Below are 18,937 nucleotides of genomic sequence, written 5' to 3'. Positions count from 1 at the left end.
TTTGAAAAAAATACCAATCTCTATTCAGGTCATCATCTATTGTGAGAATAATAAAATCTTACTCTTGCAAAGAAAAGATAATCCAAATTATTGGCAATCAGTCACTGGCAGTATGGAAAAGTATGAATCACCAAAACAATGTGCTGAACGTGAGGTGTTTGAAGAAACAGGTTTAAATGTCAATCGGTATAGTTTTTACTCACTTCATCAAATGAATCAATACCAAATTTATCCTGAATGGAAATATCGGTATGATAAAAATGTTTCAACTAACATTGAACATTTGTTTGCCTTACAATTGCCAAAAAAAGAACATATAATAATTAATCCACAAGAACATGTTGATTACATGTGGGCTGATCATGAAGAGGCAATGAAAAAAGTATTTTCTTGGACCAACAGAAATGCTTTAATTAATTTTAAAAAATTATATGAATGAAACAGTAATACAATTTGAGAAATTTAATCAGCTCCAAGAAGATGATTGTCAGCAAAAAATCATTGACGCTAAATTACAACTTAAAGACAAGCTTGTTATTCTTGGCCATCACTATCAAAATGAATCAGTTTATCGACACGCTGATTTCACCGGAGATTCTCTTAAATTAGCCCAATATACTCAAAACTTAGAAGCACAATATATTATATTTCTAGGTGTCCATTTTATGGCTGAAGTCTCCAACATTTTATCTCGAGAGGATCAAATAACAATACTCCCTGATCTATCCGCAGGATGTCAAATGGCAGACATGGCTGATCTTCAAAAAGTGCAAAGAACATATCGTGAAATAAATAAAGTTTTGAATTTTGATGAAGTCATCACTCCCATCACTTACATTAATTCTGCAGCTGATCTCAAAGCTTTTTGTGGGGAACATGATGGCATCGTCTGCACCTCAACGAATGCCCCAAAAGTTCTTGAGTGGGCATTTCACCAAAAAGAAAAAGTATTATTTTTCCCTGATCAACATTTAGGGAGATGGACTGGATTTAAAATGGGGATTGATCTTGACGACATGGTTGTCTGGGATCCCGATTTACCCTTAGGAGGGTTAACAAAAGAACAAATACACAAAGCTAAAATCCTCTTATGGAAGGGACATTGTGCAGTTCATCAGATGTTCCGAGAGGATCATATTAAAAAATTTAGGGAAGAAAATCCTGACGGTTTAGTCATTTCTCATCCCGAATCACCTTTCGAGGTTTGTGTAAACTCAGACTTGGTTGGATCCACAGAGTTTATTTTGAATACCATTAAAAACGCTAAATCGGGAACAAAATGGTTAGTTGGAACTGAATTAAACCTAGTCAATCGTCTTGCCAATGAAATGGTTAAAGAAGATAAGGTAGTGAAATTTATGTCACATATCGTATGTGAATGCACGACCATGGCCAGAATAGATCCGCAACATTTATCATGGGTGCTTGATAATTTGCTCGAAGATAAAGTAGTGAATGAAATAGTTGTTCCCACATCAATCGCTCAGTCCGCCAAAATTGCTCTGGATAGGATGATGGCGATTGTCTGATTGTGAATTATGCCTCACCACAACTTTACCCATATTATGGCAAAACAACCGCTTTAGGGTTATCTTAGTAAATAATCAGAATATAAGAGGTTATCTCCGTTTAGAGCTAATTGAGCACGTCAAGGAAATTCATCATCTGACTCCTGCCATTCAAAGTGAAATGTATAAGATTATGAATATAATTGAGAATATTGTTACTGATGTTTATAGCCCAGACAAAATCAATTTAGCATCATTAGGAAATAAAACCCCTCATATCCACTGGCACATCATACCAAGATTTACTAATGATAATTTTTTTCCACAAAGCATATGGTCCGAACCTGTTCGACAGAATAAATTTGAAAATTCAATAGATGAAATAGATCAACTCAAACAACAACTACATTTAAAATTAGATCATTAGACGTTCAACTGCTATATTATTGATAATGTGAGATTCAATAATCTCATCAATGTCTGTTTCATCGACAAACGTATACCAAACCGCATCTGGATAAACAACCAGCATCGGTCCTTCTGAACAACGATCAAGGCATCCAGATCGATTTATTCTCACCAACCCTTTACCTCGCAAATTTAATGATTTTATTTTTTGCTTCATATAATCAAAAATATTTAATGCATTAAACTGCGAACAACACTGAGCGCCATCATCCCTTTGATTTAGGCAAATAAAAATATGATATTTATAATAATTGTTCATATCACTCCATTAAGTTGTTTGTAAATCTCCATATCCGTCTAATCTGTAAAGTATCCACCTGTTCTTTAATTGATGGAGGAAATGGCGAGTAGGGTGACCCAAGATTCACAATTTTTTTAGCAGCATCATCTAACTGTGGCACCCCTGAAGACTTATTAATCTTTATATCTAAAACCTCTCCCTGGTCATTCAGAATCACTGTCATCACCAATGACTCACTTATTCCATTTCGCGCCGCTGCAGGATAATTTAAAGCCCCTATTTTTTCTACTTTATTTTTCCACACCTGATAATAAGATTGATAATCTCGCTCTTTAGTTTTGCTAGATATCACTTTTGTTCTTTTATCAATCTTTCTCTTATCCACAATATTAGACAATTGAGACTGAATAAAGGATGGGTCAAGATTAATTATTTTTGGTTTTTCTTGTTCAACTATCTTATCTGGTGTGCTTTCTTGGGTTAAATTATTAGTGGGTTCTTTGGTTTCTTGAATTATTTGTTGTTGAAATTTTTTTTGATCTTGTTTTATCTTTTTTATAACTTCTGGTTTTTCTTCTTTTTTAAGATCAATCATTTCTATATCTGTTACTTGATTAGGTATCTTTAAAATATTTACGATCAATTCTTTATCATTAATCACCTCGTTTGATTTTATATTGAAAAAATAAAAGAGGGTGCCATGCAATAGCACTGAAATAATGAAAAAGATCGTAAAATAATTTGATTTAAGAATTTTCATTTTCTAAATAATTCGTTATTTTTCTTTGAATGCCTTCAAAGCTTCCATTACTTAAAAAAACAACATTGTCATAATCAAAAATTATATTTTTTAATTTCTCAAAAATAATAGAAATATCATCGGAGATGAGGATTTTTGAGTTTAAGTCTTTAAGAAATCTGGCTGGGTCCCATAGTAAATCTTTTGAAAAAAGTATAAATGCAGAAAGATCTATTAGATTGTTTTTTAATTCTGCTTTCAAATCCCCTCTTTTCATAGTATTTGATCTGGGGTCGATCACAAATAGGGTTTTATCATCCGGGAAATTCTTCTTAAATGTATTCGCTATAAAATGTATGGCCGTTGGATGATGTGCAAAATCATCATAGATGGTGAGATTATTTTTGTTGTAAATTATCTCTAAACGTCGTTTAGTATTTTTAAATGATGATAATGAGCGTAACGCATTTTCTTCTGAGATCCCTATATGTCTTGCTGCTAAAATCGCTGCCATTGCGTTTATCTCATTATGCTCACCTATCAAATTCCAATTAAGATTTCCTATTTTTTTATTTTTATAAAATAATAATTTCTCTTCATTAATTGAATCAACATACCATGACTGTGAAGAATTAAACTCTTCCACCTCAGACCATATTCCCATAGCCACTGTGTCTTTTATATTCTCATCTTGTTGATTAATTATGATTTTTCCTTGTTGAGGAATTGTTCGAATCAACTGATGAAAATGTCTTTTAATGTGGGTAATGTCGTCAAATATATCTGCATGGTCAAATTCAATATTATTTATCACCAATGTTTTTGGGTGGTAATGAATAAATTTTGAGCGTTTGTCAAAAAATGCTGTGTCATATTCATCAGCCTCGATGACAAAAAATGGTGAATCAGATTGTGATAAAGAGCTACTTGATAAAAAATTACCTGGAACGCCTCCGATCAGATAACCACAATCGATATCATTATCTCTTAAGATCCAGTTGATCATGGATGTTGTGGTAGTCTTTCCATGAGTCCCTGCAACCGCAATAACCCACTTATCCTGCAAGAGGTTCTCATATAACCACTGCGGTCCAGATTGATACTTAAAATTTTGATTGAGAACTTCTTCCATCAAAGGATTGCCTCTAGAGACAACATTACCCACAATGAATAGATCAGGTTTTAGATTTACTTGGTGGGCATCAAACCCCTGGATAATCTGAATATCTTTTGATTCTAGAAAAGTTGACATCGGCGGATAAACATTTTGATCGCACCCAGTCACCTTGTGGCCTAGATCCTTTGCAAGAGAAGCCATGCCTGCCATAAATGTACCGCAGATCCCAATCACATGAATATGCATAAAGATTACTTTATATTAGAAGATAGCAACCGTCGAGCATTATCCACATCCATTGAAGATCGATTGGCAAAGTCATTTAATTGGTCTTCGTCAATCTTATCCACACTGAAATAGGTGGAATCTGGATGGGCAAAATAAAATCCTGAGACAGAAGAAGCTGGAATCATGGCATAATTTTCAGTCAAAGACATGCCTATCTCATCTGTTTTTAGAAACTTAAATATTTCCTCTTTGACAGAATGCTCAGGGCAGGCAGGATATCCTGGTGCCGGTCTTATGCCATGATATTTTTCTTGAATGATCTCTTCATTGGATAATTTTTCTTTTTGCGCATAACCCCAGAGATCTTGCCTGACTCTTAAATGCATATATTCTGCACAAGCTTCAGCCAACCGGTCCATCAATGCTTTAAACATGATGCCGCTGTAATCATCTTTATTTTTTTCATATTGGTTCAGATAAAAATCACCCCCATCCCCAGCCGTCACAGCAAACATACCAATATAGTCATCAATATGGGACTCTCGCGGGGCAATGAAATCACTTAATGATAAGTTTGGCTTAGGTTTACCAATAATAATTGGTTTTTCCGATTGCTGTCTTAGCGTGTGAAAAGTAAATTGTAAGTTATCTTGCTCATCCAATATGGCAATATCATCATCTATCGCATAAGCTTTACAAAAGCCCACTACCGCATGCGCTTTTAATTTTCTATCATTGATAATTTTCTTTAGCATCGTTTGAGCATCATCAAATAATTGACTTGCGGTGTCACCAACCACCTCATCCTGTAAAATCTGCGGGTACCTTCCAGCCAAATCCCATGTCTTAAAGAATGGGGTCCAGTCAACAAAATCAACCAATTCATTTAAATTGATGTTTTTAAAAACTCTTCTGCCGATAAACTTTGGTTTAATTGGATTGAAATTTAAAGATAATTTATTTTCTCTAGCGGATTTTAAACTAATGTATTTGACCCCTTTTTTTTGCCCATGAAGTTGTCGGACTTTTTCATAATCAGCTTTTAATTTCTCAATATAGTCCACCTTAGTGTCTGGTGATAATAAAGACTGCATCACAGAAACGGATCGAGATGCGTCAGCCACATGCACAACCGGTCCCTCATAGTTAGGTGAAATCTTGACGGCTGTGTGGGCTCTTGATGTGGTTGCCCCCCCAATTAACAGTGGCATTTTTACTGATCTAAAATACGGGTCTCTTTGCATTTCACTGGCAACATGGGCCATTTCCTCTAGGGAAGGAGTGATTAATCCTGACAGCCCAATGATGTCGACATTTTCCTCTTTCGCCTTATTGAGAATTTCAGCACAGGGAACCATGACACCCATATTCACCACTTCAAAGTTATTACATTGGAGCACTACAGACACAATATTTTTTCCAATGTCATGGACATCGCCTTTAACTGTTGCTATCAGCATTTTGCCCTTTGGCTTCGATTTTTTTCCTGTCCTGGCTTCCTCTTCTTCCTTTTCCTTCTCAATAAATGGGATCAGATGCGCCACCGCCTGTTTCATCACTCTGGCGGATTTAACCACCTGAGGTAAAAACATTTTCCCTTCAGCGAATAAATCACCCACCACATTCATTCCATCCATTAAAGGCCCTTCAATCACATTGATAGGACGACCACCACTTTCCATAATCTGTAATCTTGCTACTTCTGTGTCTTCCTCAATATAATTGGTGATGCCGTGAATTAAGGCATACTCGATTTTTTTCTCAACAGACACCGGCTGCTCATCAGAGCCTCGCCACTCATTAGTGTCTTTTTCTTTTTTCTTTCCTTGTAAAGAGCCGGCAATGTCAATCATTCGATCGGTAGCATCCTCACGACGATTTAAGACCACATCTTCAACCACCTCTTTCAATTCTTCTGTCAGATCGTCAATGACACCTATCATGCCAGCATTCACGATACCCATAGTCATGCCATTTTTAATGGCATGATTTAAAAATACGGTGTGTATGGCCTCTCTAGCAGCTTCGTTCCCTCTGAAACTGAAACTGACATTGGATACCCCGCCAGAAATTTTTGCATGTGGGAGATTATCTTTGATCCATTTGGTCGCATTGATAAAGTCCACCGCATAATTGTTGTGCTCCGCAATACCCGTGGCAATAGCAAAAATATTTGGATCAAAAATAATATCTTCCACCGGGAAACCCACCGTGTCTTTTAAGATGGTGTAAGCACGCTGACAAATTTCAATTTTTCTTTCATAGGTATCCGCCTGTCCATCTTCATCAAATGCCATAACAATCACCGCTGCACCATATTGCATACATAATTTGGCTTGATGAATGAAGCTCTCTTCACCTTCTTTTAATGAGATTGAATTGACTATCGGTTTACCTTGGATGCATTTTAATCCAGCTTCAATCACTGACCACTTGGAAGAATCAACCATGATCGGTACCCTAGAAATATCAGGCTCAGAGGCAATTAAATTAAGGAATGTCGTCATTGCCTTCTCGGCATCTAACATGCCCTCATCCATATTAATATCGATGATCTGGGCCCCATTTTCAACTTGTTGTCTCGCAACGCTAACCGCTTCCTCATAATTTTCATCAATGATTAACTTTGCAAATACTCGTGACCCGGTCACATTGGTTCGTTCACCAACGTTCACAAATAAATCATCATCCCCAACAATCATCGGCTCGAGACCTGATAGGCGCATTTTTTTTGCAATCGTTGGTAATGTTCTTGGCTGAATATCTTTGAGGGATTGAGTAATCGCAGCAATATGTTCCGGTGTCGTTCCACAACACCCGCCCGCCACATTCACAAAACCACTCTCAGCAAATTCTTTTAATAAGGCGGATGTATCTTCCGGCTTTTCGTCAAATCCAGTGTCCGACATTGGATTTGGTAATCCTGCGTTTGGATAAATACACACATAAGTATCTGCGATGTTAGATAACTCTTCAGCATAAGGTCTCATGAGTGCCGCTCCAAGGGCACAGTTTAATCCAATGGTTAAAGGTTTCGCATGACGTATCGAGTTCCAAAATGCTGTAACCGTCTGGCCTGATAAAATACGACCTGAGGCATCAGTCACCGTCCCAGAAATCATGATTGGGAGAGTTTTTCCTAATTGATCAAAGGTAGATTGCACTGCAGCAATCGCTGCTTTGCAATTGAGAGTATCAAATACTGTTTCAATTAAAATGATGTCCGCCCCGGCAGATATGAGGGTCTCAGCTTGTTCAGCGTATGAGTCAAATAACTGGTCAAAGGTAATATTTCTTGCCCCTGGATCATTCACATCTGGTGAAATGGATGCTGTTTTTGGAGTTGGCCCGATCGCACCAGCCACAAATCTTGGTTTATCTTTGGTTGAATATTTCTCTGCTGCCGCCTTTGCTAATTTAACTGACTCAATATTCATCTCTTTCACAAGGCTCGCCATAAAGTAGTCTTCTTGAGCCACGCTATTCGCCCCAAAGGTATTAGTTTCAATGATCTCTGCACCCGCAGCGAGGTAATCTTCATGGATTTTTTGAATGACGGCGGGCTGGGTAATACTAAGGAGCTCATTATTCCCTTTTAAGAATAATTCACGTTCACCTTCTGGAGCGGCAAAAGATTTAAATCGCTCGCCCCGATAATCTGCCTCATTAAATTGGTGCTGTTGGATCATCGTACCCATGGCACCATCCATAAAAAGAATACGTTTTTGTAATTCAGCCTTTAAAAATTCTTCTGTATTTATATATGAGTCCATGGGAGATTAAGATATTAGTAATGGTTTTCTATATGAGATTACTTCGACTGTTTAGTTTCATACTCAGCCAAAGCTTTTTCCAAAGTTTCTAACTTTTCACGAGTTTTGCGGAGTACTTCGGTTTGGACATCAAATTCTTCACGGGAAACAAGCCCCAATTCAGTGCACTTGTTCTTTATTAGTGCATTTATATTGTTTTCAATGTCCTCTATTGGTGAATTTTTTAGTAACTCACGAATTTTGTCAGAAATATTTTGAAAGTTATCTTTCATAGGTATAAGATGTCGTTGTAAATCGTTGATTCTAACAGAGTTTTCCGATTTACATAAGGCAGAAAATTAACATTGTTATTCCCCAATAATAAATTAATTCATGCTTTAAATTTAAATTGGCACGGAAATTGCATTATATATTTCATGTGTTTATGTTTTTTTCGGATCACTTAAACATTTTATAAATTTATAAAATCTATAGGAGAGTATTTTATGAAAACTTTAAAACTTGCGTTGGCAGCTGCTTTAACATTGCCAGCGATGAGTGTTTTTGCGGAGGAAGAAGCTGCTTCAGACCATAGCGTATCTTACAATATGGCTCTTCACAGTGAGTACGTCTTCCGTGGCTACACGCAAACACACAATGATCCTGCCTTATCAGGTGGAATCGATTATGAACATTCAAGCGGCTTCTACTTAGGTGCTTGGGCATCAAACGTTAGTTGGACTACAGATGGCGGAGCTTCTAGTCAGATGGAATCTGGTGGTACGTTAGAAGTTGATATCTATGGTGGATACGCTGGTGAATTTGGTGAAACTGGCATTGGCTATGACGTTGGATTCTTGCAGTATCTTTACCCAGGTGATATGAGACGTCAGGCAGGTTTTGGCCATGCCAACACGCTCGAATTGTATGCTGGATTAAGTTACAAAGATTTAAGCGTTACCTACTATGAAGTAATGACAGAATCTGCTTGGACTTGGGGTAAAAACATGGGGGTTGGTGACAGTGCTAAAGGTTCATCGTATGTATCTGTCGACTACGATCATGACGTGGGCCAATACTTAGGAATTGATGGTTTAACTGCCTCTTTACATTATGGTCGCCAAGAATTCGAAGGAACTGCTAACGATCCATACAGCTACTCAGACTTTCTTTTTGGTATAGACAAAGAAGTAAAGGGCTTTAATGTTGGCTATAACTTGACATCTACCAATCAATCCAAATCCACATGGGGTACGGTTGATGGTAAATATCTTGGTGAAACAAGAAACATATTTTACGTAGCTAAAGAATTTTAATATTTCTTTAGTAACATTATTTAAGGGGAATAACAATGAAATTAATCACTGCGATTATCAAGCCGTTCAAGCTTGATGAAGTCAGAGAAGCCCTGTCCGATATCGGTGTACAAGGTGTCACCGTGACAGAGGTAAAGGGCTTTGGACGACAAAAAGGTCACACTGAACTCTATCGAGGTGCGGAGTACGTCATCGACTTTTTACCAAAGGTAAAACTCGAGGTCGCTATTTCTGACAAGCTCGAAAAAAAGGTAATCGATGCAATTGAAAAATCTGCGGTCACTGGAAAAATTGGTGACGGTAAGATTTTTGTATCTGATTTAGAAAAAGTTATCCGTATCCGAACCGGTGAATCCGGCGAAGATGCGTTATAAGGAGATCAGTATGAAAAAATTATTATCCAAATTAGGATTAGTAAGTCTCATCAGTCTTTTTTTAATGGGCTTTACTAATATCAGCATCGCTGAGACGAATGTATTCAGCGACAATTCATATCTGGTGGCAGAAATGGAAGAGATGCCAGCAGGAGATGAAGCAATGACTTCGGAAGAGGCCGCAGAAGAAGCGACGATTGATACCGGGGATACAGCCTGGATGATCGTGGCAACCATCCTTGTTATCGTGATGGCAATTCCTGGCTTAGCATTATTCTACGGCGGTTTAGTAAGAGCTAAGAATATGTTATCTGTGTTGATGCAAGTGTTTGTCACATTCTCGCTCATGTCAGTTTTATGGGTGTTCTATGGTTACAGCTTAGCATTCAGCGACGGTGGAGCCTGGAATGATTATATTGGTGGCTTAAGTGCAGCATTCTTAAGTGGCATCACAGCCGATTCGGTCTCAGATACGATTCCTGAATATGTGTTTGTGACCTTCCAATTAACATTCGCAGCACTAACACCTGCACTGATTGTTGGTGCTTTTGCTGAACGTATTAAATTCTCAGCACTACTATTATTTATGCCACTGTGGTTAACATTTGTGTACCTCCCAATCTGCCACATGGTCTGGGGTGGTGGTCTCATCGACTCATGGGGCGCAGTTGACTTTGCCGGTGGTACCGTGGTGCATATTAATGCTGGTATAGCTGCTTTAGTGGGTGCAATCATTCTCGGCAAGCGTATTGGTCTTGGTAAAACAGCCATGGCACCTCACAACTTACCTATGACTATGATCGGCGCATCATTACTATGGGCTGGTTGGTTCGGTTTCAACGTAGGTAGTGAATTAGCTGCTGACGGAACTGCTGGTTTAGTGATGATTAACACACAGGCTGCGACTGCTGCTGCGGTTCTCGGTTGGTTAGCCATCGAATGGGCTGCTAAAGGTAAACCATCCATGCTAGGTGGCGCCTCTGGTGCAATTGCTGGACTGGTTGCAATTACTCCTGCTTGTGCAGTCGTTGGTCCAATCGGCGCAATCGTTCTTGGATTTATTGCAAGTATTGTGGCTTTCTGGGCTTGTAGTTCACTTAAAAATGCTCTCGGTTATGATGACTCATTGGATGTCTTTGGTATCCATGGTGTCGCAGGAATCATCGGAGCGATTGGTTTAGCAGTCTTAATGGCTCCACAGTTTGGTGGTGTTGGTTATGATGACGGCGTGACGATGGCTACACAACTATGGTCACAAACTAAATCCGTCTTATTCACCATTGTTTGGTGTGGTGTGATCAGCTTCATTCTATTCAAAATCGTTGATGCAGTGATCGGTCTTCGAGTGTCTGAAGAAGATGAAGTGTCTGGTCTAGATACATCATCACATGGTGAGACAGCTTACCGCAACTAAGATACCTCTCCTCTCTTCAAGATATCTTAGTGATCCTAAAAGGGTGCATGTAAATGCACCCTTTTTTTATTCATAAGACTTAATCTTTCAGTATAATTCGCATAAGTAATAAAAATAATTAATGTATGTTTCCTGACCTATCACGTAATCCTTACTATCCATTTCTAAAGGCTTATCTTTTTGGTTTAATTTTTTTTAGTCTTTCTCGGCTGGGGTTAATTTTCACGCAGTTGGATGCCGTTACTGCAACCGACAAATTTTTAGATGTAATATTGCAAGGGGTTCGTGTTGACCTGATTCAACTGGGCTTAGTATTTTTAATCCCTTTATTGATTTTCCCACTGAGTTTTATTAATGGTCATACAAAACATATTTATCATTCCTTCTTAAGATTTTGGATCATTCTAAGTTTTATCATTTTATTTATCATCGAAGCTTGCTCAATCACATTCATCAATGAATACAATACAAGACCTAATGTCTTATTTCTTGAGTATTTAAAATACCCTAGAGAAGTCTTTGAAATGTTATTCAAGGGATTTACCCTAGATGCAATTCTAGTCATCGGATCTGTGTTGCTTGTCTCAAAGTTGATCATTGTTGCTTTTCGTAGGCAAAATGAGATTGAATATAAATTGATGCATCTTGTGATTTGGCCAGTCGTCATAGTCTTGATATTGATCAGTATTAGATCTAGCCTTGGCCACCGTCCAGCCAACCCAGCAATGTTTGCCATCACAGATAATGCCATGGTGAATTCTCTTGTTCTCAATTCTCCTTACTCTGTATTTTATGCAGCTTACAGTATGAAGCATGAAGCATCAGCATCCAAAGTATATGGGAAGATGGGTATCGAGAAAATTTATTCACTGACCTCCCAACATGGCCCGGCTGAATATCCAACCCAAAAAATACTGACGCCAAGCTATCAAGGCAAACCAAAAAATATTGTCATCCTCCTGCAAGAAAGTTTGGGGGCCACTTTTGTAGAATCTCTTGGTGGAGTACCAGTGACTCCTAATTTAGAAAAACTCAAAAATGAAGGTATTTGGTTCTCCCAGTTGTATGCCACAGGAACACGATCTGTTCGCGGAATCGAAGCGGTTGTCTCTGGTTTTCCCCCAACTCCCGCACAAAGCACGGTGAAGCTGCCCTTGTCACAATCTAAATTTTTTACGCTTGCCTCTTTATTAAATGAGAAAAATTATGAAACAAGTTTTATTTACGGCGGAGAAGCTCATTTTGATAATATGCGTAATTTTTTTACTGGGAATGGTTTTAAAAAAATAATTGAACAAAAGGATTTTGCTAACCCAATGTTTAAAGGTAGCTGGGGAGCCTCAGATCAGGATCTATATCAAAAAGCACATGAAGAATTCTTAGAGCGCCATAATCAAAATCAACCCTTCTTTAGCCTTGTCTTTACCTCATCTAATCACGCCCCATTTGAATTTCCAGAGGGTGTCATTGATCTTTACGAACAACCACAAGCGACAGAAAAAAATGCTGTGAAATATGCAGATTATGCCCTCGGTGAATTTATACAAAAAGCAAAGCAGAGTGATTATTGGGAGAACACTATTTTCTTAATAGTTGCGGATCATGATATCCGGGTCCGAGGCGATTTTTTAATTCCGATTAAAAATTTTCATATACCAGGCTTGATCATTGGGGGTGGTATTGATCCAACAGTAATTAACTCAATCACTAGCCAAATTGATTTGCCTGTTACCATGCTCTCATTAGCGGGTATCCATGCCAGACATCCCATGATTGGACAGGACATGAGTACTATAGATCATAACTACAGAGGCCGAGCGATCATGCAATACTATGATAACTTTGCCTGGATGGAGCCTGATGAACTCTTTGTTTTACAGCCTAATCAAGAAATTTTTTATGGGAAATATGACTTTATAAATAATAGAATTATCCCAAATGATCAAAACAATATTAATTACGATAAACAACTAGCGCATGCCCTGCTGCCAAGCATTTTATATAGTCAAAAACTTTATAGATTGCCTCCTCAATGAAATTAAGTCATTTATACATAAATTTAAAATACTTCACACAATTTCTTCTATTTTATGCACGATCAGACCTGAGGCATATTGAAAGAGCAGATGTACCGCACGTTGTTCCTGAAAACTTTATTGGAGTAAATATCGCCAGTAATAAAAATGAAGACACTGACGAATATATTTTAGATAAGATTCAGGATCTTGGATTAAAAAATCTGCGGATATATTTCACATATGAAGATTTAAACAACCATAAAGCAAGATTACTAAAAAAATTAAAACATTTTAATGGCTCAATTATTGTCAATCTTAGTCCACCGCCAAAAGATGCTGGAGATATTTCTTCTGAGCATGGAATGATGGCTTGGAAAAATTTTATCAATAAATTCTTTAATGATTTTAAAGAAATTCCTTTTGCCGTTGAAATTGGATCCACGATCAATAGGCCATCATGGACAAAACTGTCCTTTAAAAGCTTCTTTATGATCTGGGCTTCCACTTACTCCATGTGCCGAATTCATAAACGCTCTATCATAGGTCCAAATGTTACGGACTTTGAGCCCTTTATTAATTTTGGGATATATAGATATTTACAATCAAAACATCAGCTTCCAGATGAGATATCAAATAATTTGTTTATGGAAAGAACGATTCAGCCAGAGCCATACGACCGTCGCATCTTTTTGAGAAAATATCCAATGCTCTTTAAATTTGATATTTATAAAAAATCAGCTCTTTATAAACTTATTGCAAACCACTTTAATATTAAATCTCTGATATCGCCTTGTGCTTTTTGGAGCAAAAAAAGAGTACGCAGATTAATAGAGCAACCAAATCTTCAAAGGTCAAAGTATGTTACTCGCTACTTTGCGCTGTTGGCAGCTAAAGGTGACTTTGCAAAAGTATTCTGGGGGCCTCTCATCTGTGGACGTGAGGGATTGATTTCGAATAGCATCAAAGAGCCCAACTATCCTAATCTCGAGCAGGTCACATTCTATAAAGAGGCGCGGGGTAAGATTTCTGATTTTAATATTAAAAAAATGTACTATGCGCTCCGTTTTTTTAACGCAACTATTCCTGGCGCTAAATTTATTAAAGATTACTCACATGATACAAATATCCATATTTTAGAGTTCGAAAAAAGTAATCAGATCATTCATATCTTATGGACACAAAATAGTCTTATACAAGATATTCAACTTCACTATCATTTAAATGATTTAGGGAATGGACAATATAAAGATCATCTCGGCAATGAGATTGAAATACCAAATGCTATAACTGAGAACCCTATCTTTATTTATTGGAATAAATCTCATCAACCCAATTTAATTCAGGCCCCCAAAATCTCTAATAATTACTTTATTAATCATGATCCACAACATTATTTTTTTCTACATGATGCCGAATGGGAGGGGTTGATTAAAGCAAAAAATAAAAATGCACTGCATTCATTTTTCAAAGCTTGTCATCCGTCAAAACTATCCAGTCCTGACAAAAAAGATAGTCTCAGGTTATCTAGAAATGCTGTTTGGAGTCTTGATATTCCAAATTTTGGCAAGGTCGTGATTAAAAAGCCGGCACATATTTACCCGCATAAACTTTACCTTGATCGACATCGTCCTAATAAATCCATAAGAGCATGGAATGGCGCAAATGCCTTGCTTGCCAAAGGGATTAATACTGCATCTCCAATTGCCGTATTCAGCAAAAAGAATGATAAGACAGGTCTTGAAAATTATTATATTTGTTCATACAGTAATGCCTATAACTTTAACGAACTAGCTCTCCATTTCCGATCTGAAAATACATTTAAAGGTTTAAGTAAAAGACATATTTTTGAGCACTGTGCCCAGTTTATAAATGATATGCATGGCCGTGGTTTATTTTTTAATGACCTTTCTGCAGGTAATATTTTTATTAAAATTAATGATAACCACTTTGATTTTGAATTAATTGATACTGGAAGGGTGAAGAATTACTTCAGCAATCTCAGTTTCCAATCACGCAAGAGACAACGAATGAAAGACATAGTCAGGCTGCTTAACAAATTCGATTGGGAAACAAGAAATATTTTCCTTAAATATTATTTCCAACTTAATAACAAATCTTTATCACTATTAGATAAGTTATCCCTTATAAATTATGATGTTTTTGTTGAAATCAAAAGATTTAGAAAGAAAATCCAAAAAAAACTCTCATGAAAATCATTAGGTTTTTTTCAGCGTTATCGAATGTTTATTTGTGAGTCTCTTCAGTAAAGTGATAGTACTGTTTATACAGAATCTAATTGAAAGGAGATTACATTATGTGGACAACACCTGCTGCTACTGAAATGCGTTTCGGTTTTGAAGTAACAATGTACGTATGCAATAAGTAATTATTGTTTAGGTATAAAAAAGGAGCTTACTGCTCCTTTTTTTTATTGATCTTAAACTCTTTGGGTAACATGACCCAAATATTACCTTGCTGCTTCATACCACCTGCTTTTTTACCTGCTTCTGGTCCTGACCCCCAATAATAATCTGCCCGAATTGGTCCTCTGATTGCTCCTCCTGTGTCTTGTGCAATCACTAAACGATTCAGTGATTCATTTGAATTTGGAAATGTGGTCGCAAGAAATACGGGGGACCCAATTGGAACATAACGTCTATCAATGGCAATCGATCTCTCAGCAGTAATTGGGACTCCTTGAGCGCCAATGGGTCCATCCAGACCACTATCAAGCTCTCTAAAAAATACAAAACTAGGATTTTTATCTAAGAATTTTTTTAGCTTTTTCTTATTCTTATTGGCCCATGACTTTATTCCTTGCATAGAAGCATTATCTTTTGTTAACTCGCCAGCATTAATTAATGCTCTGCCCATTGATCGATAAGGGTGGCCATTTTGGTCAGCATACCCGATGGGGACCTCACTTCCATCCTCCAGTTTTATTATTCCTGAACCTTGAATCTCTAGAAAAAATGCTTCGACAGCATTATCAACCCAGAATAATTCATTACCTTTTAAAATATTATCACTTGATGAAATTTGTTCTCTTGAAAAATAAGGCAAGAGTTTATTACCTTCAACTTTTCCTCTCAATCTCTTATATTTCATCTCTGGATAGAGTTCAGATAAATCAACAGTAATTAAATCTTCTGGGGTTTTATAGATCGGAGTTGAGTATTTTATTGTTTTTTCCCTGCTGCCATTAAGAATAGGTTGATAATACCCTGTGATTAATCCATGATCTGTCCCATCATCTTTCCATGACTTGTAAAGAGTAAAGTTTGTTTTAAAAAAATCAATAATCTCTTCATTGGATGGATCATCCATTAAGTTAGAGATGCTGCAAACTTTTTTCCATTGTTTTTGATTAATAAGGGTAGAACAACTTTTTTGCCATGCCGGCCAAGAGGCTTTTACATTATCACTCTTTAAAATAAAATCTATCTCATACCATTCAGATTGCTTAAGCTGACTAAATGGGACAACAACATCGTCAGATTTTTCTTTTACCTCAATAATATTGCATTCTTCAGCCTTTTTATTTTCTACTTTTTCTTCACATTGGCAATCAGTTTTTTCTATTTGATTAGGCACACAGCCAATAACTATAAAAAACATGAATGGAAGAATAAATTTAGTCAATGCAGACTCCTCGGCATAATCAAATCAAACTTTGGTATCTCTGCATCAAACCTATCCCCAAACTCGGTTTCCATAGAGTAGGTACCAAACATTTCTCCTTTAGGTGTATCTATTTCAGTCGCGCTGGTATAAGTAAAATTATCTCCAGGATAAATGATTGGTTGTTCGCCAATGACACCGATCCCGTCTACTGTTTTGATATTGCCATTAGAATTGGCTATCTTCCAATGCCGAGAAACTAATTGAACATTGATATCAGATTCATTTTTGATTGTCACTGAATAAGCAAAAAAATATTTTCCTTCTTCGTCGGATGAATGTGAAGGCATATATTCAGTCAGCACACTGATTGCAATTTTTTTACTCAGGTCATTCATTTTATTTGATCAATCCAGAAAGTGGTGAGCTAGGATCTGCCTGATATAACTTTTTATTCATCCTGCCGGCAAGATAAGCTTCTCTACCTGCCTCAATAGCTTTTCTCATAGCTCTAGCCATCATGATAGGATTTTTTGCCTCAGCAATCGCCGTATTCATCAATACGCCATCGCAACCAAGTTCCATCGCAATTGAAGCATCGGATGCTGTCCCGACCCCAGCATCGACAATAACTGGTACCGATGAATTCTTTATGATGATTTCAAGATTCCACGGATTCAAAATACCCATTCCCGAGCCTATTAAGGATGCTAGAGGCATAATCGCAACACAGCCAATATCCTCCAGCATTTTAGCAACAATGGGGTCATCTGATGTATAAACCATTACCTCAAAACCATCTTTAACAAGGACCTTTGCTGCTTCAATCGTTTCAATCACATTTGGGTACAAAGTTTCTTTATCTCCTAATACCTCAAGCTTCACCAAATTATGACCGTCTAATAATTCACGAGCTAACCGCAGTGTTCTGATAGAGTCTTCAGCATTAAAACATCCGGCTGTATTTGGGAGGTAAGTAAAGTCTGAAGGTGGGATGAAATCAATTAGGCTGGGTTCATCTAAGTTTTGACCTATGTTAGTTCTTCTAATAGCAACGGTAACAATTTCAGCTCCAGATTCACTAATGGCATCTTTGGTTTCTTTGAAGTCCTTATACTTTCCAGTGCCCACCAAGAGTCTAGAATTAAATTTTCTTGAACCAACTATAAATTTATCTGATGAACTATCCACCACCAACTGCTCCGACAATTTCAAACTTATCTCCTTCTTTGACTAGTGTGTCTTGAAGATTGCTTTTTGGGATAATCTCACCATTGCACTCAACTGCAAATTTTTTATTCAAAACACCAATTTCTTCGACTAGGTTGTATACAGTTAAATTTTCTTCAAAAATTTTTAATTCACCATTAACCCAAATCTTCATAATCTTGATTCGCTATGCACTAAAGTTTCTTGCAAAAAATCTAAATGACATCTCATAACAAATTGAAGCTAACTCGGCATCATAACGATCACCTTCATCTCTCATAAAAGCATGCTGGGCATTGAATTCGTGCCATTCAAATGTTATATCTGTTGATAATAATTTTTGTCTAATTTCTGACAAAGCTTCTGTTGATACATGAGTATCTTGTTTGCCCCAAATCATCAACAGCTCACCCGAGATATCATCTAACCTCTCCATGCTGTGTTGACCAGGCTTATTAGGAATTATAGTTGTATGAAGGTCTGTAGCATAAAAACATGCAGTAGCCTTTATATTTTTATTCAGCGCTGCGCGAAAAGCTAGATGGCCACCAATGCAAAACCCCATTGCACCAAAATTACCGTTATGCCAATCTTGTTCTTTTGCCCAATGAATGAGTGCATCGTTATCACTATCATATGACTCCACATCTTTATTTGCCTTATCCGCATTTCCTTTATCTCTTCCTGCATCATCGTATCCCAACACTGTTCCAATTGGATTTAACTCATGAAATACTTCTGGCACAAGAACGTTATATCCATGACTTGCCACTATTTGTGCAGCGCGTAAGATAGGACCGGTTTGTTGAAATATTTCAGAATAAAATAAAATGGTTGGAAACTTAGCTTTTTGCTGAGGCTGATGGACATATGTTCTCATCTTTCCGGTAGGAGAATCAATATCAATGTGATGGGATTTTATTAGCATTTTC

19 protein-coding genes are annotated in these 18,937 nt (G+C 37.2%); 9 read left to right on the top strand and 10 right to left on the bottom strand.

Going from position 1 to position 18,937, the window contains the following annotated elements; genetic code table 11:
* Position 1: 1 nt before the first annotated feature.
* Genes nudB through QFA95_RS00305 form a run of 3 tightly spaced genes read left to right on the top strand, consistent with a single transcriptional unit; the run spans position 2 to position 1,935 of the window.
* Positions 2-439 carry a dihydroneopterin triphosphate diphosphatase gene (gene nudB / locus QFA95_RS00315; protein WP_486462858.1) on the top strand — a complete coding sequence of 146 codons (438 nt, stop codon included), beginning with the start codon at positions 2-4 and terminating at the stop codon, positions 437-439.
* Entirely contained in the window at positions 432-1,529 is a 1,098-nt protein-coding gene (nadA, locus tag QFA95_RS00310; protein WP_486462857.1) for a quinolinate synthase NadA, read from the top strand. Before nudB ends, nadA begins: the two co-directional genes overlap by 8 nt.
* Complete coding sequence (locus QFA95_RS00305) at positions 1,522-1,935, top strand: HIT family protein (RefSeq protein WP_486462856.1); 414 nt, start codon at positions 1,522-1,524, stop codon at positions 1,933-1,935. Before nadA ends, QFA95_RS00305 begins: the two co-directional genes overlap by 8 nt.
* On the opposite strand, the gene QFA95_RS00300 is transcribed toward QFA95_RS00305, so the two are convergent.
* The 5 genes from QFA95_RS00300 to QFA95_RS00280 are packed head-to-tail and all read right to left on the bottom strand — an operon-like array spanning position 1,924 to position 8,346.
* Positions 1,924-2,235: a (2Fe-2S) ferredoxin domain-containing protein gene (locus tag QFA95_RS00300; RefSeq protein ID WP_486462855.1), complete on the bottom strand. Its 312-nt coding sequence runs from the start codon at positions 2,233-2,235 to the stop codon at positions 1,924-1,926. The genes QFA95_RS00305 and QFA95_RS00300 overlap by 12 nt on opposite strands.
* 1 nt (position 2,236) lies before the next feature.
* On the bottom strand, positions 2,237-2,977 hold the full coding sequence (locus QFA95_RS00295) for an energy transducer TonB family protein (protein ID WP_486462854.1): 741 nt from the start codon (positions 2,975-2,977) through the stop codon (positions 2,237-2,239).
* Positions 2,964-4,319 carry a UDP-N-acetylmuramate:L-alanyl-gamma-D-glutamyl-meso-diaminopimelate ligase gene (gene mpl, locus QFA95_RS00290; RefSeq protein WP_486462853.1) on the bottom strand — a complete coding sequence of 452 codons (1,356 nt, stop codon included), beginning with the start codon at positions 4,317-4,319 and terminating at the stop codon, positions 2,964-2,966. The genes QFA95_RS00295 and mpl overlap by 14 nt, the downstream gene beginning before the upstream one ends.
* A 5-nt stretch (positions 4,320-4,324) precedes the next feature.
* The gene (gene metH, locus QFA95_RS00285; RefSeq protein WP_486462852.1) at positions 4,325-8,074 is read right to left on the bottom strand and encodes a methionine synthase; all 3,750 of its coding nucleotides are present in this window, start codon (positions 8,072-8,074) and stop codon (positions 4,325-4,327) included.
* 38 nt (positions 8,075-8,112) lie between these two features.
* Positions 8,113-8,346 carry an accessory factor UbiK family protein gene (locus QFA95_RS00280; RefSeq protein ID WP_486462851.1) on the bottom strand — a complete coding sequence of 78 codons (234 nt, stop codon included), beginning with the start codon at positions 8,344-8,346 and terminating at the stop codon, positions 8,113-8,115.
* 213 nt (positions 8,347-8,559) lie between these two features.
* Between QFA95_RS00280 and QFA95_RS00275 the strand changes: the two genes are divergently transcribed.
* The 6 genes from QFA95_RS00275 to pqqA all read left to right on the top strand — a co-directional run bounded on the left by QFA95_RS00275 (position 8,560) and on the right by pqqA (position 15,561).
* Positions 8,560-9,369, top strand: a complete 810-nt coding sequence (locus tag QFA95_RS00275) for a TorF family putative porin (RefSeq protein WP_486462850.1) — start codon at positions 8,560-8,562, stop codon at positions 9,367-9,369.
* Positions 9,370-9,404: 35 nt separating this feature from the next.
* Positions 9,405-9,743, top strand: coding sequence for a P-II family nitrogen regulator (gene glnK, locus QFA95_RS00270; RefSeq protein WP_486462849.1), 339 nt, complete (start codon positions 9,405-9,407; stop codon positions 9,741-9,743).
* 10 nt (positions 9,744-9,753) lie between these two features.
* Positions 9,754-11,157 (top strand): ammonium transporter, encoded by a 1,404-nt coding sequence (locus QFA95_RS00265; RefSeq protein ID WP_486462848.1) that lies wholly within the window; start codon positions 9,754-9,756, stop codon positions 11,155-11,157.
* A 125-nt stretch (positions 11,158-11,282) separates the two neighbouring features.
* Positions 11,283-13,193: an LTA synthase family protein gene (locus tag QFA95_RS00260; RefSeq protein ID WP_486462847.1), complete on the top strand. Its 1,911-nt coding sequence runs from the start codon at positions 11,283-11,285 to the stop codon at positions 13,191-13,193.
* On the top strand, positions 13,190-15,385 hold the full coding sequence (locus QFA95_RS00255; protein ID WP_486462846.1) for a lipopolysaccharide kinase InaA family protein: 2,196 nt from the start codon (positions 13,190-13,192) through the stop codon (positions 15,383-15,385). Before QFA95_RS00260 ends, QFA95_RS00255 begins: the two co-directional genes overlap by 4 nt.
* A gap of 104 nt (positions 15,386-15,489) precedes the next feature.
* Positions 15,490-15,561: a pyrroloquinoline quinone precursor peptide PqqA gene (gene pqqA / locus QFA95_RS00250; RefSeq protein WP_083780858.1), complete on the top strand. Its 72-nt coding sequence runs from the start codon at positions 15,490-15,492 to the stop codon at positions 15,559-15,561.
* Between the two features lie 26 nt (positions 15,562-15,587).
* Here the strand turns inward: pqqA and mltA are convergent, their stop codons facing one another.
* From mltA to QFA95_RS00225, 5 genes are read right to left on the bottom strand one after another with little or no spacing between them, the layout of a single operon-like run.
* Positions 15,588-16,817, bottom strand: coding sequence for a murein transglycosylase A (gene mltA, locus QFA95_RS00245; RefSeq protein WP_486462845.1), 1,230 nt, complete (start codon positions 16,815-16,817; stop codon positions 15,588-15,590).
* Positions 16,814-17,194, bottom strand: coding sequence for a Co2+/Mg2+ efflux protein ApaG (gene apaG, locus QFA95_RS00240; RefSeq protein ID WP_486462844.1), 381 nt, complete (start codon positions 17,192-17,194; stop codon positions 16,814-16,816). The genes mltA and apaG overlap by 4 nt, the downstream gene beginning before the upstream one ends.
* Before the next feature lies 1 nt (position 17,195).
* Entirely contained in the window at positions 17,196-17,987 is a 792-nt protein-coding gene (locus QFA95_RS00235; RefSeq protein WP_486463430.1) for a thiazole synthase, read from the bottom strand.
* Positions 17,980-18,180, bottom strand: coding sequence for a sulfur carrier protein ThiS (gene thiS, locus QFA95_RS00230; protein WP_486462843.1), 201 nt, complete (start codon positions 18,178-18,180; stop codon positions 17,980-17,982). The genes QFA95_RS00235 and thiS overlap by 8 nt, the downstream gene beginning before the upstream one ends.
* Before the next feature lie 12 nt (positions 18,181-18,192).
* Positions 18,193-18,933, bottom strand: a complete 741-nt coding sequence (locus tag QFA95_RS00225) for a dienelactone hydrolase family protein (protein ID WP_486462842.1) — start codon at positions 18,931-18,933, stop codon at positions 18,193-18,195.
* Positions 18,934-18,937: the final 4 nt, after the last annotated feature.

It is taken from the genome of Candidatus Methylolitoribacter marinus, assembly GCF_051853155.1.
Lineage (GTDB): Bacteria > Pseudomonadota > Gammaproteobacteria > Burkholderiales > Methylophilaceae > BACL14.
Note: the sequence above shows the minus strand (reverse complement) of the source record. Positions and strands in the feature narration are given on the sequence as shown.